Source organism: Microtetraspora fusca (assembly GCF_001570365.1).
Classification (GTDB): domain Bacteria; phylum Actinomycetota; class Actinomycetes; order Streptosporangiales; family Streptosporangiaceae; genus Microtetraspora; species Microtetraspora fusca.
Window position 1 is genome coordinate 398,277 of record NZ_BBYK01000040.1, and the last position, 15,957, is coordinate 414,233.

The 15,957-nt window shown below is 67.8% G+C and carries 13 protein-coding genes, 1 tRNA gene and 1 pseudogene; 5 read left to right on the plus strand and 10 right to left on the minus strand.

The features are described from left to right. Positions 1–59 precede the first annotated feature (59 nt). Complete coding sequence (locus tag AWQ68_RS07205; protein WP_245655781.1) at positions 60–1,172, minus strand: sugar ABC transporter substrate-binding protein; 1,113 nt, start codon at positions 1,170–1,172, stop codon at positions 60–62. Between the two features lie 252 nt (positions 1,173–1,424). Between AWQ68_RS07205 and AWQ68_RS07210 the strand changes: the two genes are divergently transcribed. Further along, a tRNA-Ile gene (locus AWQ68_RS07210) sits at positions 1,425–1,498 on the plus strand. Positions 1,499–2,073: 575 nt separating this feature from the next. On the opposite strand, the gene AWQ68_RS07215 is transcribed toward AWQ68_RS07210, so the two are convergent. The 8 genes from AWQ68_RS07215 to AWQ68_RS44720 form a co-directional block, all read right to left on the minus strand. After that, positions 2,074–2,478, minus strand: a complete 405-nt coding sequence (locus AWQ68_RS07215) for a DUF6221 family protein (RefSeq protein ID WP_066936503.1) — start codon at positions 2,476–2,478, stop codon at positions 2,074–2,076. A gap of 147 nt (positions 2,479–2,625) precedes the next feature. Continuing rightward, a complete protein-coding gene (locus AWQ68_RS07220) occupies positions 2,626–3,918 on the minus strand; it encodes an IS256 family transposase (protein WP_066936506.1) in 1,293 nt (430 codons plus the stop codon). A gap of 469 nt (positions 3,919–4,387) precedes the next feature. Beyond that, positions 4,388–5,413, minus strand: coding sequence for a DUF6895 family protein (locus tag AWQ68_RS07225; RefSeq protein ID WP_066936509.1), 1,026 nt, complete (start codon positions 5,411–5,413; stop codon positions 4,388–4,390). Continuing rightward, entirely contained in the window at positions 5,410–6,846 is a 1,437-nt protein-coding gene (locus AWQ68_RS45640) for a S8 family serine peptidase (RefSeq protein ID WP_169808869.1), read from the minus strand. The genes AWQ68_RS07225 and AWQ68_RS45640 overlap by 4 nt, the downstream gene beginning before the upstream one ends. Before the next feature lie 52 nt (positions 6,847–6,898). Further along, positions 6,899–7,093: a hypothetical protein gene (locus tag AWQ68_RS42150; protein ID WP_066936515.1), complete on the minus strand. Its 195-nt coding sequence runs from the start codon at positions 7,091–7,093 to the stop codon at positions 6,899–6,901. 43 nt (positions 7,094–7,136) lie between these two features. Next, positions 7,137–9,053, minus strand: a complete 1,917-nt coding sequence (locus AWQ68_RS07240) for a PatA/PatG family cyanobactin maturation protease (protein ID WP_218006791.1) — start codon at positions 9,051–9,053, stop codon at positions 7,137–7,139. 196 nt (positions 9,054–9,249) lie between these two features. Next, positions 9,250–9,390 carry a hypothetical protein gene (locus AWQ68_RS42155; RefSeq protein WP_157530432.1) on the minus strand — a complete coding sequence of 47 codons (141 nt, stop codon included), beginning with the start codon at positions 9,388–9,390 and terminating at the stop codon, positions 9,250–9,252. A 183-nt stretch (positions 9,391–9,573) separates the two neighbouring features. After that, positions 9,574–9,864 carry a hypothetical protein gene (locus AWQ68_RS44720; RefSeq protein ID WP_245655783.1) on the minus strand — a complete coding sequence of 97 codons (291 nt, stop codon included), beginning with the start codon at positions 9,862–9,864 and terminating at the stop codon, positions 9,574–9,576. On the opposite strand from AWQ68_RS44720, the pseudogene AWQ68_RS44725 reads away from it, so the two are divergent. Together AWQ68_RS44725 and AWQ68_RS44730 are read left to right on the plus strand one after the other, a co-directional pair. Further along, a pseudogene (locus AWQ68_RS44725) lies at positions 9,757–10,414 on the plus strand (IS701 family transposase); the annotation flags it as partial. The gene AWQ68_RS44720 and the pseudogene AWQ68_RS44725 overlap by 108 nt on opposite strands. Before the next feature lie 226 nt (positions 10,415–10,640). Continuing rightward, positions 10,641–10,796, plus strand: a complete 156-nt coding sequence (locus AWQ68_RS44730; protein ID WP_245655792.1) for a hypothetical protein — start codon at positions 10,641–10,643, stop codon at positions 10,794–10,796. Between the two features lie 122 nt (positions 10,797–10,918). Here AWQ68_RS44730 and AWQ68_RS43455 read toward each other — a convergent pair whose 3' ends face one another. Then, positions 10,919–11,089, minus strand: a complete 171-nt coding sequence (locus AWQ68_RS43455; protein WP_169808860.1) for a hypothetical protein — start codon at positions 11,087–11,089, stop codon at positions 10,919–10,921. 9 nt (positions 11,090–11,098) lie between these two features. On the opposite strand from AWQ68_RS43455, the gene AWQ68_RS07250 reads away from it, so the two are divergent. Continuing rightward, complete coding sequence (locus AWQ68_RS07250; protein WP_066936521.1) at positions 11,099–14,326, plus strand: LamG-like jellyroll fold domain-containing protein; 3,228 nt, start codon at positions 11,099–11,101, stop codon at positions 14,324–14,326. Further along, positions 14,313–14,774, plus strand: coding sequence for a hypothetical protein (locus tag AWQ68_RS07255; RefSeq protein WP_066936524.1), 462 nt, complete (start codon positions 14,313–14,315; stop codon positions 14,772–14,774). Before AWQ68_RS07250 ends, AWQ68_RS07255 begins: the two co-directional genes overlap by 14 nt. Positions 14,775–15,957 lie beyond the last annotated feature (1,183 nt).

The window sequence follows — 15,957 nt, forward strand, 5'->3', positions numbered from 1 at the left end:
GGATGGCTCCGGACGCGGACCGTCTACCCGAGTGGGCCCGCCTCAACCTCCGGGCCCGTTCAGATCAGCCCCTCGGCGCGGCAGGCCGTACGGACCGGCTGGGGCGCGCAGATCTCGGCCGCCGTCCAGTAACCGTCCTTGATCACGGTCTCCTTGATGTTGCCTCTGTCGACCACGACGGGCGCGATCATGATCGAGGGGATCGACGCGACCGTCCCGTTGGAGAGCGCGACCGTCCCGGACACCGTCCTGCCCACGCCGAGATCGACGGCGATCCGGGCCGCGCTCCGCGCCACCGATCTGATCGGCAGGTAGACCGTCATCGTCTGCGCGCCCAGCAGGATCCTCCGTACCGCCTCCAGCTCCGCGCCCCGGCCGGTGAGCGGCGTGCCGGGTGTGACGCCCGCGTTCCGCAGGGCGGAGGCGATGCCGCCCGCCATGGCGTCGCTGGCCGCGTAGACGCCGATCACCCGGTCGGCGCCGAGCGCGGTGAACGCGCCGTGCACCGCCGCCCCTGCCCGGTCGGGGCTCCAGCCGGGCGCGTCGTACTCCCTGCCGATCGTCACCTGCCCGTCCAGGACCTGGTGCGCCCCTTTCTTGAGGTCGCCGGCGTGCTGGTCGGCGGGCGAGCCATTGATCATCACGATCTCGCCGCGCCTGGCATCCCCGCCGATCCTGATCGCGTCCAGGAGGGAACGGCCCTGCATCCGGCCCGCCTGGATGTTGTCGAAGGAGGTGTAGGCGTCCACCGGACCGCCCGCGAGCCGGTCGTACGCGAGGACCCGCGCCCCCTGGTTCTTGGCCAGGGCGACCCAGGCCGCGATGCCCTTGGGCTCCACCGGGTCGAGGATCAAGACCTTCACGCCCGCCGCCAGCATCGACGCGAGCTGCCGCTGCTGCCGCTTCGGGTGCCCGCCCGCGTTGCTGTACACCACCTCGCACTTCGGGCACAGCTCGGCGACACGCTGGACGATGTACGGCCGGTCGAACTTCTCGTAGCGCGGCGTCTTGGCGTCGGGCAGCAGCAGGCCGATCGAGAAGCCCTCGCTCAGGGAGCCGACGGCGACGCTTGCGGGGTCCCCTCCTGATTGCCAAGTCGTAGCGCACGATTCCAAACCCATGAGAACGACCACGACTCCCGGCATGAGCCGGCGAACCAGATTTCTGCCCACGGCGAAACCCCTTCAGCCTGTTCGGCCGTGCCGTACCCGGACATCAAGGACATAACGCCTGATCGCAGGCGGCGCGGAGCCGTTCTTTGCGACCGCCGTACCGGGCGCCGGACAGGCCGTGAACAGGAACAGGAGTGATCAGAGCCGGCGCACCGTTCCGGAACGAGGCGCGCCACGCTCCGCCTCCGGCTCGATTTCGATGTGATCGACTGATCCGCTGAGGCACTAAGTTGTGAGAGACTCCACCATTGCGGGGCGGTAGCTCAGCCGGTCAGAGCATCGGACTCATAATCCGTGGGTCGTGGGTTCAAGTCCCACCCGCCCTACTCAGTTTGATCAGTGAATATGCCCTGCCACCTGCGGTTTCTCGATGTGGTCTGATCTCGGCCAGAGAAGCAGGCCCCCGTTGGTTGCTCGTTGTTTGCTCGCGTGTACGTCGCCGGGAAGCTCAACCAGCGGACTTTCACAGGCACCGGGCACGTTCCGGGCACACGGTAGATCACCCAGAGATCGATCTTCAGGTCAGACCAATGTGACGATCAAGGTAAGGCCATAACCGAACGCCCCACAGGGCTCCTCTGCCCGGTTACGGCATTCCGGCGGTCACGGACGTTCCAAATGCGCCGACCCCGACAAATAGGCGAAATCCCGGCAGTTGAGGCTCGTGGTTCGGCAACCAGCGGACGAATAATCTGCTGGTTGCTGCGGCTCCTCCATCCGGAGGCTCCGCTGGTCCATGGACGTGGCGACGCGCAACAGACGCGCACGCCGAGGCCGATGAGCTTCACCTCTGCAGTACCTGCGTGCCGGCCTGGACCTGCCCGCCTCCGCTTCAATGTCAGGATGCCGGGCGGTAGCCGAGCACCGCATGGACGACGTCGTTCCTGTCTCGGAGAGTGCTTCAGGGGCGCCATTCCGGGCGGTAGTCCTCGTGCCAGTCGTAGGCGGCGGCCTCCAGACGTAGCAGATGCTCGGCCTGCGCGTGCTCCCCCGCATCGACCCAGCTCCCGCCGGCCACATGCGTCAAGTACTTCAAACGGTCCTGCTTGGCGACCAGGTCGCTCAGGACGTGGGCCGGGTCGTTGTGGACGATGTGCCGCTCATACGCAGCGTCCAGGGTGACCGCGATCCTCGGCTGAGCACAATCGGGCACCTCCCCGTATTGGTGGCCGTACACACCCTGACGGGAGAAGGACTTCGGATCGTCGCTCGTACGGGACGGGAACCAGCGGCCCGGCTCGCACGTGGCGGCGATCTGCCAGAACTCGTCGATGCGAGCCTGCACGAACGCGATCAGGTCATCCATTGGGGACTCGGACCTCATCACTCGCGGGGAGAGTTACGTGTCCATGATGAGCCCGTCCGGCCCGGCGCGTGGCGGCAATCCCCGAAACACGTCTCTCGGCCCGGGGCCAGAGGCGAGCAATCGTCAAGACCTGTGGATCACGAATTTCTAAGCAGCTGCCGGTGAGGGCTGATCGTCGGGACGTTCGACGAGCCTGCCGTTGATGAAGGTCGCCCCGGCGCGGACCAGGGCGACGAGGTGGGGCGCGTTGACCGCACGCCAGCGGGCCTGAGCCGACTCGATCAGCTTGAACGCCATGGCCAGCCCAGCCGCCCGAGATCCGGGGCCTTTGGTGACCTTGGTGCGGTGCCGGACCGTGGCGAACGTCGACTCGATGGGGTTGGTCGTGCGCAGATGCACCCAGTGCTCTGCGGGGAAGTCGTAGAACGCCAGCAACTCGTCCAGGTCGTCGACGACCTTGGCCACGGCCTTGCCGTACTTGGCGCCATACGCTGCCTGGAACGCCGTCACCGCCGCCAGGGCGTGGTCCTTGTCCTCGGCGTTCCAGATCTCGGCCAGGGCCTTCTTCGCCCCTGGCTGCGCCGACTTCGGCAGCGCCCCCAGCACGTTGGCGATCTTGTGAAACCAACACCTCTGGGCCCTGGCCTGCGGGAACACCTCACCCAGTGCGGCCCAGAACCCGAGCGCGCCATCCCCTACCGCCAGGACCGGAGCGCGCATTCCCCGACGCTTGCAGTCACGCAGCAGATCGGCCCACGACTCGGTCGACTCCCGGTAGCCATCGGCCAGCGCGATCAGCTCTTTGCGGCCGTCGGCGCGGACGCCGATCATCACGAGCAGGCACCACAGCCGCTGCTCTTCCAGGCGGACGTTGACATGGATGCCGTCGGCCCACAGGTAGACGTAGTCCACGTTCGACAGGTCGCGGGCGGCGAAGGCGCGCTGCTCGGCCTTCCACTGCTCGGTCAACCGTGTGATCACCGGCGCTGACAGTCCGCTTGTGGAGCCGAGGAACTGCCCGAGCGCCGGTACGAAGTCCCCGCTGGACAGGCCGTGTAGGTAGAGCAGCGGCAGCACCTCGGTGACCTTCGGTGTCTTGCGTGCCCAGGGCGGCAAGATGGCTGAGGAGAATCGCTTACGTTCGCCGGTGGGCTCATCGGTGCGTTTGTCGTTGATGCGTGGTGCTCGGACCTCGATCGCGCCTGCTGCGGTGAGCACTTCCCGTGGCTGGTGGTAGCCGTTGCGCACCACCAAACGGCGCCCGTTCTCGTCGCGTTGGTCGGCGAAGGCGGCGATGTAGGCGTCGACCTCGGCTTTGAGGGCTTCGGCGAGCATCCGGCGGGCGCCTTCGCGGACGATCTCGTCGATGAGCGAGGTGGAGATGGGGCCGTCGGCGGTAGGACGGTCGCCGTCGGCGGGGTCAGGGACTACGGTGAGCATCGGGTGTGCCTTCCCAGGCGACGTTGGCGCGTCGGCCATGCGTGAGAGACCTCAAACGATCACCGGGAAGGTACACCCCTTCCCGGCCGATCCACAGATCTCAAGCATTGCTCACATCATGATCATGGCGGATCTGCGGCTCTCTAAGCCGGAGATCCGCAGCGGGCCCGGCGACGTTCATGCGGTTCGCGGCAGGGCATGAAGCAGCACCTTGACCGTCAGGCGCGGGGGGCAAAAGCAGTGCTGTCGCCGAGCGGTGCGCGGGAGAACGGCTCCCCTAACTACCGTCATGCTCGTCCGCGTAAGACTGTTTCAGCTGGTACGGCCGGTGGTTCTTCAGGGAGGTGCGACGCCGGTTGTAGGGCATCGTGGTCTCGATGGATGCGAGCATCGCGATCTTCTGCACCTCATCAGGGGGTGTGCCCTCTTCGGAGCAGGACCGATCAGACGACCAAGATCACAAACAGTATTAAGATATCGTCGTGGCGGCTCGGTTGGCAGCTCGAGCGCAGGCCCAGGAGGCGGCCACGGCGGCAACGATGGTGGAGTGACGGTTGTAGGTGTAGGCATCACCGTCAGCTTGATCTATGCCACGTGAAGGAAACCGCGGACCGGGTATGGAGCCGTCCGGTAGCTGGGCCTGAGCTAGGTGGTTCCACAGCCGTTCGTCCAGCGTGGGCTGGGGGAGGCATGCGTCTACGGCCAGCAGTTCGCCTAGCAGGTCCCAGTCCTCCTCCTCGCACCACACTTGTGACCAGCATGGCAGCCAATCGTTGAGGTAAGCCGCTAGAGCGGTGGGCAGATGTGCGGGCGCTCGGCCCCAGTCCGTCAGGTAGAACACGGTGTGCGTGAGTGCGTAGGCGTGGTGGTGATCCAACAGCCATGGTTCGGGTGTGCGCGCCAGCCAAGTCCTCGTGATGGCCTCCTCCAGGTCCACGTGCTCGACGGGGAGCCCGAGGGCGCGCTGGGAGGTCAGCCGCGCCAGCAGATGGAAGGGGGCGACCTCCTTGGCGCTCCAGTTGCGTGTTGTCACGAGCTGGGCGGCGATGTGCTCGATTCCCGCATGGCGCCTGCCCCTCTCCCGCAGGAAGGCATAGAGCGAAAGGACGCTGCCCTCCCCCGGCTCGGCCTTTAACAGTGCGAACAGGACTTCTCCCGCATCGATCTCTTTCCAGATCATGTCGACCATCTCGTGGGCGAGTCGATGCCGGTCTGTGCGCGGATCGCTGGCCCGCAGGACGGCGGTGCCGGCCAGCGCGAGTTCGGTCAGTGGCGTCAGCGCGCGCCCCCACCAGAGAGCGTCTATGTATCGGTGCCGGGGATGGTCCGGGCAGCCGCGCTGGCGAAGGCAGGCGGTACAGGAGCGCTCAGGGAGGAGCGGCGGCTGCAGGATGTCGGATGCCCGCAGCTCGGTGCTCAGCCGGAATCGGTCGAGGTGCTGATGTAGCCAGCGCACTGCCCCGTCGGCGATGGTGTCGAAGATCGGGCCGGTCATGAGCGCTTCCCGTTCAGCAACGCGCGGGCGGCCTGCAGATGGTGCACGGCCTGGGGATCGTGAGGCGTGCGCTGGGCCAAAAAGTCGATGCCCGTCTCCAGACCAAGGGTGTGCGGTGCCATCCCGGACAGGGCGAGCCAGCGCGCGGCGCCGGCGGCCTGCCGGTAGTCGCGTCGCATGACCGCCCGGACGAATCCCCGGGCGACGTCGAGGACGCGCTGTCGGACCAGGGCGAGCAGGGCCGGACGGGCGCCGGGTTCGGCCTGGTCGGCCAGGTCGGCAAGGTGTGCTGTCAGCTGGGGCCAGGCGAGGTTGGCCAGGTGCTGGGTGTCGTGCTGGCGCGGGTGCGCCGCGACGTCAGGGGCGTGCTGGTGGACGCGGCCGGAGCTGGCAGGGGCCGGGGCCGAGTGGTCGTGCTGGGCTGGGGAGGAAAGCCCTATGCCGGGCGAGGGGGCGGCAAGGAGGCGACGAGTGGCTGCGGGCACGTCGATGAAGCCGTTCAGGCAACGTTCAGTCTGACCGTGGCTCTGTTCGGGCATGCAGGGGCGGGCGGTGGCCAGCAGCGCATCCCGGACCGCGAGCGCGTCGGGTGGCTGGCCGAGGTGGCGTTGCAGGCTGATCAGCAGGGCTGCGGCGCCGGTGACCAGGGCGACGGCGACGCAGGTGCCTTTCTGCGCTTCGATGTCACCGTCGGGGTGGGCGCCGTAGACGGCCTCGCCCAGGGCGGTGATGCCGTGCCCGGTGTAGGCGGGTCCGTGGTTGCTGAAGTAGAACATGGCGCCGTCGGCCCGGTGGGCGCCGACGGCCAGCACGCCGGGCAGGATGGCGGGAGCGATGCTGTTGTTGCCGTAGTCGTTGCCGGCCGGCGCGGTGATGAGCACGCCGGCGTCGATGGCGCGGGCGATGGCGCGTTTGAGCATGTCGTCGGCGTCGTGGGAGGCGGTGGGGAGGGCCAGGGTGAACTGGATGATGTCGGCCCCGGCCTCCACCAGTTCCTCCACGGCGCGCGCTCCCGACAGCGGGTCGGGCGGGTTCTCCTCGTCGACTGGCGGGGAGAGGAATAGGGCGCGGCAGCGGGGGGCCAGGCCGGGCAGGATGCTGCCGGGCTGGCCGAGTAGCACGCTGGCGGTCCAGGTGCCGTGTTCGGCCATCTTCGGGTCGGTCTGGGTGGGGGGCAACCACCAGGTGGGAAGCACGCGTAGGTCAGCGCCGGTGAGGCTGGGGTGGGACAACTGTGGGGGTCCGTCGACGACGCCGATGGTGATGCCCGGATCTCCGCCTTGGGTGTGCCGCCACAGCTCGGCGATCCCGGCCACAGCCTGCGCGGGATAGCGCGGCGGGGGCGCGGATCGGTCGGGCGGGGTATCCGGCTGCGCAGTCGGTGGGGCGGCGGTCCCGGGCGCGGGGCCGGGGGCGGTGCGGGCATCGGCCATCGGCGGGCTCCTGTCGTCGTCGGGGTTGCCAGAAAGAGGGGGCGACCGACCTTCAGAGGGCCGACAGCTTGGCCTGCTCATAGGACGGCCGGCTGAAGGCGGCGGGGTCGTTGACGTTGGCGTTGAAGGTGAGCAGGTTGCGGATGCGGGTTCGCTGCTCGCGAGTCGCAGCGTTCAGGCCGAGGGTGGTGTAGGGGTCGATCAGCTCGGGTCGGCGCACCGGGGGCGCCTGCGGGGGACGGCTCACCAAAACACTCCTTCTCTCGAGGGCAGGTGGAACAGGTGGGCGGTCAGGCTTCGGGCCAGGAGCGGACCTGGCCGATGCTGACCGGCAGGACGTCCTTGACGTCGATGGTGAAGCGGTAGACGCGCTTGGCCCGCTTGCTGTTGTCAGGGTCGAAGAAGCGCAGCTTCACATCCCAGCAGTCGCTGTCAGGGCGGCCGTAAGGGCTTTTCTCCACGTCGATGTTCTGCAGGGCCATGCCGTGGCCGAGAGCCTCGGCCAGGGTTTCGCGGGCCTGGACGGCGTTGGTGGCGGCGTAGTTCAGCGCGCGGTCGCGGCTGGTGGCGCCGAAGTTGCGCAGGTCGTAGTAGATGCGCTGGAGGAAGTCGGCGACCGCGTCGCTGAGGGGGGTGCCGTGATCGTGGCCGCGCTGGTTGTGCTCGGGCACACCGCAGTCCATGACAGCCTGGGCTAGCGAGGCGACCGACCAGCCGTACAGGCCGCGAGTCAGGTTCACCTCGACCACCGGCACGTACTGCCCGTTGAACAGCTTCGCGGTACGGCCGGGCAGCGTGCCGGGGATGGACACCCGGTCGACGAACTCGGCGTCGTCCTCGGCCTTGAGCTGGCGCTCCAGGAAGTCGGTCAGCCGCTCGTACACATCGGGCCCGTACCCGCCGACCGGCTCGATGGCGTAGATCGGGGTCAGGTCCAGATTCAGCGTCCAGATCAGCGGCCGCGCCTCGGAGGGGTGCTCGCGCAGGTAGGCCACCATCTGCCGCGGATCGTAGGGGTTGGCCGGCACGCTGTGCCCGTCCACCTGCACCGTCGGCATGAGCTGCTTGAAGGAGTCACGGCGGGCCTCGCTGCCGAAGTCATAGCCCAGCGTTCCTAGCGCGTACACCAGCCGCTGCGCCGCGGGCGGGGCCTGCTGGGGCTCATCTGCCGAGGGCACCACACCGGCAGGGATCGGCGGCGGCGTCACGACGGGAGCGGGTACCGGCGCCGAAGGGGCGGTCGTGGGGATGAAGGACTCGCCAGTGGTGCAGTCACACCCGGCCGGGGCACCGGTCGGCGGCAGGGCGCCGCAGGAGGGGGCCACGGCCGGCTCGCCCGCGTCCACCGGGGAGTCCGGGCCCGCCGGCGTGGCGGCCGAAGAGGTCGAGGAAGAGGTGGTCACAGCAGTCACCGCTTTCGTGATGTTGAGTGTTCCGTTCAAGTGCCGCAGGCATGCCGCGCTCTCCAGGCTGTCGAGCGGGCCGGTGCCCGGCTCGCAGGGATCGGCGGTTTCGCGCAGCAACTCGCCGACGGCGAGAGGGTCCGGTTTGCCGCCCTGGCGCAACTGCAGACAGGTCAGCAACGCCGCCACCCCCGCCACGATCGGTGTGGCCAGGCTGGTGCCGGTCATCGTCGCGATCCCGCCGCCCGGTACGGCGACCCGGATGTCCTGGCCGGGGGCCAGCAGCCCCTGTCGGCGGCTGCCGGGCCCGAAGTTGCTGATCGGCAACGGCCGTCCGGCATCGTCGCACGCGCCCACGGCCAGCACCCCCTCCAGGGTCGCCGGCACGTGATCGCACAGGCAGCCGTCGTTGCCGGCGGCTGCCACGATCAGTACGCCCTGCTCGCGGCAGCGGCGCACCGCCCGCGTCAGAACGTCCTCGGCCTCGCCGGCGTCGGCCAGCTGTCCGCCGCTGACGTTGATGATGTGCGCGCCGGCCTCGGCCGCAAGCTCGATCGCGCGAGCCAGCTCCAGTTGGGAGGTGCGCCGCCTTTCGACGAACACCGGCACGCTGATCGCCCGGCACGCCGGTGTCACACCCATCACCGGGCCGTCGTGGCGGCCGAACAGCACGCTGGCCACCGCAGTGCCGTGGGCCGCCTTGGCACCTGCTGCACCGGCGGGCCAGACGTCACGCACCTGGCTCGGCTTTCCAGCCGGAAAGGCCGGGTGCGTCTCGTCGACCAGCCCGTCGACGACGGCCACCGTGATCCGGTCGTCGCCCGTGGTCAACTTCCACAGATCGGCCAGTCCGGGGATGTCCCGCACCTCGCCCATGTCGCTCCTGTCACTCCCCCGCTGGCGCTTGGATGGCTGACCCACTGCGATGAGCGCCCGACGCCGCCTTGTCTGGAACGCAGAGGGCACCGGGCACTCACCGGTTCACCGGTTCACCGGCTGGTTACTCGTCGTTCTCGTCGGCGAAGGGAACGCCCGGAATCGGCACAACCGGCCAGAGGGACTGCTCCGCGCCGTCACGGTCGGTCGAGGGAGCACCGTTGATGGTGCGCACCACAGGGGCGGACTGGATGGGCAGGTTCATTGACCTTTCCTTTCTGCTGGGCAGTGATGCCGCACACCAGCATTCCCCTACTCACGGTTACTTTATAGATACTCTCTGCTACCATAGGGCGCGGATCCACGACGAGTCACGGCATGATCACTTGCGGAGCAAGAGGATGGTCGGCCGCTGCACGTGGCCGGGGCGGTCGCCGCCGCAGCCCTCCTAGTAGTGCTTTGTTGGGTCAGGCTTTTGTGGCTGGTCCGTTTCGGGATGTAGTGGTGCGATGCGGGCGTGACCCCCGAGCACCTTGCCCATGTCCGGCAGCAACTGGAGTCCTTCGCTGCGGAGATGTTCGCTCCTTTGGCCCGCCGGGATCAGCGGGCCAAAGGGCTGACCTACCTGCGGGGCCTGCTGCTGGACGGCCGCCGCAAGTCGATGCAGCCGATGGCCGAGCGCCTGGGTGTCGACCACCAAGGACTCCAGCAGTTCCTCGGCCTGGGTGATCGACGACACCGGCTTCCCCAAGGACGGAATCGCCTCACCCGGCGTGGCCCGGCAGTACTCCGGCACCCTGGGCAAGGTCGGCAACTGCCAGGTCGGCGTCAGCGTGCACGCGGTCACCGACGCCGCCTCCTGCCCGCTGAACTGGCGCCTGTTCCTGCCCGCCTCCTGGGACCCCGCGCAGGCCGCTGACGATGAGGCCGCCGAGCAGGTCAGCGCGCGCCGCGCCATCCCCGATGGCGAACACCACCGGCCCAAGTGGCAGCTCGCGGTGGAGATGCTCGATGAGCTGGCCGCGTGGGGTCTTGCGCCGCCGCTGGTGGTGGCCGATGCCGGCTACGGCGACAACGCCCACCTGCGCGCGGCCCTGTCCGAGCGCGGCCTGCACGTGGTGCAGGTCAAAGGAAAGGAGCGGTCACCGCCCACCACGCCACCGACGAACCCGACCCGGTCACGTACTTGGGCCGCGGCCGCCCGCCCCGGCCACACCGCTACCCGGCCCGGCCGATCAGCCTGCGCGAGCACGTGCTGGCCGCCGGACATCAGGCGGCGCAAACCGTGACCTGGCGGGCCGGCTCCAAAGGGCTCATGACCTCCCAGTTCGTCATCCTGCCCGTTCGCGTCGCCGGGCGTCGGCCGCGCCCCGCAGCCGACGGCACGCTGCCGATCAGTCTCCTGATCGCGCAATGGCCCGACGATGAGCCCGAGCCGACAAGTACTGGCTGACCGTCCTGCCCGCCGGCACTCCACCGGCCGCGCTGGTCGCCCTGGCCAAGATCCGCTGGCGGATCGAGCACGACTACCGCGAACTGAAGACCGGCCTGGGCCTGGACCACTTCGAGGGCCGCTCCTGGATCGGCTGGCATCGCCACGTCACCCTGGTGACCTCCGCGCATCTGTTCTGCACCGAACTGCGCCTGCACGACCCAAAAGCTGCGGCCTGACCCTCTACACGATCCTCAAGGAACTCCAGGTGCTCCTGGCCACCTGGACCGGCCGCTGCCCGACCTGCTCACAGCGACCACCCTGATCACCTAACAAAGCACTGATAGGGGCTTGTCAGATGTCAGCCTTCCAGGCGCAGGTCGAACAGTCCCAGGAAGCCGGAAAAACCATGGCGCTGGCCAGCTTCGGAGACCCCGACATCTTCGCCGCCCCGTTTGACGTGGATGCCGTCGGCCCACAGGTACACGTAGTCCACGTTCGACAGGTCCCGGTCGGCGAAGGTGCGCTGCACACGTCGAGCATGGTCACCGTTCCTGACGCGGCCTCCCTGCGAATCACCGGAAAGCTGACCATGGAAGCCTGGGTCAATCCCACGACCTCGGGTGTGCCCCGGCCAACGCTGATCAAGGAGGCAGCGTCCTCACCTGCCTATGGCCTGCACGCGGCGGTGAAAACCTGCCTCGGCTCGGTGTTCGAGTGCATGATCATGCCGACCTACGTCTATGCGCCGAGCGCGCAGGCGAAGATCGGCGGCACCGCTTACTCCGCGACGGGGACCACTGCCCTACCCACCGGATCATGGAGCCACATCGCCGGCGTCTACGACGGCACGACCGTCAAGACCTACGTCAACGGCACCCTGGCCGCCACCACCACCGTCAGCGGAAGCAACGACACCAGCACCTCACCGCTGCGGATCGGAGCCGACACCGTCGCGGGCACATACTTCAAAGGCCTGATCGACGAGGTTCGCGTCTACAACCTCGCCCTCACCCAGGCCCAGATCCAGGCCGACATGAACATGGCCGTCGGCGCGCCGCCTCCTGTGGACAATCCGCCCACCGCGCCTGGCACCCTGACCGCCGTCGCCGGACCCGACACCGTCGACCTGTCCTGGGGTGCGGCGGCCGATGACCGCGGCGTGGTCACCTACGAGGTGCACCGCTCGAAGGCGGCGAACTTCACCCCGACCGCCGCAACGCGAATCGCCACGCTCAGTTCCCTGACCTACAGCAACAGCGGCATGCCACAGGGGCAGTACTACTACCGCGTCGTCGCCGTCGACAACGCCGGCCAGGCCGGTCCCTCCTCCAACGAGGTCGCGGCCATGACCTCCGCGCAACTCTTCCCGCCGATCTCCAGTGCCCTGTCGGGACAGGTGATCAGAAGCGAATTCAAGCTTGGCAGCCCGGACAGCTTCAAGTTCAAGATCAAGGTCTGCCTGACCGGGGTCACGCCGCGGATCTGCAACGAGACGCCCTTCTACCGGATCACCTCCGACGCACCGCATCTGCCGACAGACCTTGCCACTGGCACGGAGGAGCCTCTCAACCCGACCTTGTCCGGCATCGTCTCCCGCCCGTCGGGCGGCCCGGTCAAGGGCCGTTTCTATCTGTACCAGGCGAACGGCACACCGCTTGGACCCGTCCCTCTGGCGGAGGGCGAGGTCTCCGGCGGTGAGCGGCTGACCGCGCGTGTGCCGGACGGCTTGATCGTCGAGGACGGCTCTTACTACTGGCGGATGGACGCCTGCCTGGCGGAGATCTGCACACCGAAGACCGCGCCCGTCCCCTTCGGCGCACCGGTCCCCGAGCCGGAGTCACCGCCGACCCAGCAGGTCACCCTGTCCGGTAACGCGCTGACCATCCGCTCGGCCTCGGCCTCGGCGACTGCCTGTGGAGGCGCGCCCTGCCCGCTCACTCCGTCCACCACGCAGGTGGGCGGCGCGGGAGCGACCCGCAAGGTGTCGCTGATCAAGGCCGACATGAGCTCCCTTCCGCCGGGAGCCTTGATCACCTCCGCGGTGCTGGACCTCGGCGGCGCGACCTGCGACGGACCATGCCCCAACAGCCAGGTGATCGCGGCGCACTTCAAGAAGAACGAACTGGAGGAGAACCCGACCGGGTCCGTGCTGGTGGCGGATCTGGTCCAGCAGTCGCAGCAGCAGGTGCAGGTTGGCACCCCGGAGATCGACGTCACCGCGAACGCCAATGGCTGGCGGCACGAGGTGCCGGACGAGACCTTCATCGACCCCGGTGTGGCAGTGCTCTCCGACGAGACTGTCCCGCCGGTCGAGCTCGGCGGGAGCGGGGCGAGCCGCCCCACCTCGCTGCGGGTGATCTACCGCCCGGCAGGGCCACCCGGGATCATCCCCAGGATCGACGTCCGGCAGGGCGACGGCGGAGCGCTGCTCCGGTGGGCGCGCCCGGACGACCTCGGCGCGGACACCGAGATCCAGAACTTCGACCTGGAGGTGTTGGACGCCGGGAACACGGTCGTCCGATCCTTGACTGTCAGCGAGGCCACGGTCATCGTCGGCGGGCTCACCAACGGCGCCACCTATCGATTCCAGGTCCGCACCCACACGCCGTTCGGCGTCGGCCCGTGGAAGGTGTCGGCCGACACCGTCCCGCAGGCCGTTCCCGGCGGCCCGACCGCCTACCAGGACGCGGTCGGCGAGTATGCCGAGGCTCGGCAGAGCCTGCTCGACAAGCGGACGGAGAACACCGGGGAGGCCGTCGAGGACGCTAACCAAGCGGCCACGATCGAGCCCATGCTGTACGCGCGGCAGCAGGACCTGGTCACCACTGGAGTTGAGGACCGTGCCACCGACGGCGTGCGGCTCGGCGACACCTTGGTGTCGAAGCTGGACGACGGCACCGTCGTGGTGCGCTCGGCCGTGACCGGGACCACCGTGTACAACGGCCAGGACGATCCGGTCGAGAACGAGTGGACCACCACGGAGGACTTCGTCTTCGCCGCCGACGCGAACGGCAACGGCCAGCTCAAGCTCAGCGGCGAGAAGAGCGCGTCCGCTGTAGACGCCATGCTGGCGGGCAACTCGTCACAGATCAACGCCTGGGCCGGTGGCGTGGCGCCGGATCCGGTCACCGAGCTGCCGCCGGTGGACGACAGCACCGCGGATCCCCCGGCCCTCGCCCGGACTTTGGCTGCGACGACGCTGAACCGGCGGGAGAAGGCCGCCTTCTGGGCCTCGCTGAACGTCGGCCCGGCCAGCAACAAGGGCTGGGAGTATCCCAACGACTGCGCCAACTTCGTGTCCAAGGCACTGGCTCGGGGCGGCAAGTTCCGCCAGATCCACATCGCCGCCTGGTTTGGCTGGCTCAACCGGCGAGGTGAAGGCTCCTGGTGGGAACGCGGCTGGAAGGATGACTCCTTCACGTTCGCAGCGGCGAACAAGAATTACGAGCACTTCATGCGGCAGCGCTTCGGGCAGTCCGATCAAACTCGGGCCATCGTCTCCGCCACGTACACGCCAACCGAATCGCGGCTTTCCAACGTCATGCTCGGTGACACGATCTACTTCCTGAACAGAAACACTGGCGAGTACACCCATATGGGGATCGTCACCGCCGTGACAGGAGGCTCCCCGATCAACATCAAGCAGGTGTACTTCGCGCAGCACGGCGGAGATGGCGGCACGGGTTCCGGTCCCTCCATGAATCTCGGCGAGCGGTTCAAGGTCACGGAGTTCAGCGGGTTGGTGTTCGGCCGTGTTGCGTGGTAGCGGCATTCGCCGGGCGCTGCTGGTGCTCGCGCTGATTCCGGTGCTGGCCGGCTGCTGGTGCGGGCAGGTCGTCAGACGGGAGGTGCCGATTCCGCCCGCCTCGGCCAGCCCGGAGGATGTGGTGCGCGCCTACATCGATGCCCTGCTCGGCAAAGACGCGGAGACCATCCGTGCCGTCATGGTGCCGGAAACGGATTTCGACAACGAGTTCAACAATCCCATCAGTGCGTTCCGGAACTGGATTTCGGCCAGCGACATCACGATCGGCGACTCGTACACATCGAACCTCTGCCCCGGCCCGGCCGGGGAGAAGTGCCGGAGGATGAATGTCACCATGGAGCTGTGCGAGGTCGATAGCGGGTCATACCCCGACGGTGACTTCGCTCAGAGCTTCGGGGTGCGGTACGTGAAGGACCGGTGGCTCGTGACCGGGTTCGGAAGCGGCTGACCGAGACCGATGGCCGTGACCCCTTCGCGGGTCACGGCCATTCGGCATGTGTCAGGCGCCTGTGGATGCCAGAAATTCGGCCCCCTACGCGACCTGCGCATAATCGCGGATCAGTTCACCAAGGCGATCGCAATGGGTGACCTTGATATCGGTTCCGGAGAATTTCGCGCTTCCGCGAGTGGTACATCATTAGCGGTAAAGGACGCATCGTCGCTCACCGGTTGCTCAATCGTTGCTCGGTTCATCGCCGGGATGGTTGCTCGGTGGTTGCTCGTGTGTACGCGACACGGGGAGAGACGGTCCGTCACAGCACGGCACATCAGCGGGGACAACTGCGGACGGACGGATAAAAATCGGCACGCCGAGGCACAGGTTGGCATTGATCAAGGCGACTCATAATCCGTGGGTCGTGGGTTCAAGTCCCACCCGCCCTACTCAGTTTGATCAGTGAATATGCCCTGCCACCTGCGGTTTCTCGATTCGCTGCGGTCTTGGAACGAGTAGAAGACGGCCGATGGTTGCTCGTTGGCTGCTCTTGGGCGCGGTCCGGGCATGCGGTAGATCGTTTAGATGGCCTTCGTCAGGTCAGACCTCAAAGACGATCAAGAGAAGACCGCAACCGAACACCCCTCAGGCCCGGAGCTTCAGACGCCGCCCTGCCAACAACCAAGAATGCTCCCGCCACCCTCGGCCGCCCCTGGGCGAAGAACCCGCGAGCCACACCAGTGGACGAATACTCCGCTGGTTGGACCACTTCTTCAGCGAGCCCTCCGGCAGCGCACTCCGCGATGACCCGCGGATCAGCGGAATAGGCCTCCTCCCCCCGAATGCGGCCCCAGCCCCGAGGTGAGCCGATCCGTGCAGGCCACTGGACTTCCGAAAACACGCACGATCATGTGGTCCGCGCCGCTAGTTGAGGTCCCGTACTGGTGGGCTCGCGTATTCAACTGTCACGAGTTCCCCGGGTTGCCGCCCCCCGTTCGCTGCAGAGAGTGACGTTTGTTCTTTGGTCGGCGAATGCACCGGCGATGGTTGAGCATGCGAGCTCACCAGTGTCAAGCCCCTCATCGTGGCCTCGTCGTCCTGGCGCCCAGACTGCTTCCGAGGGTGACCGGGCGCAACGTGAGGTCCGATACCCGCCAGGCTCGGCTGCCGTCGGTACTGCAGTCTGAGGGAGGTGGTC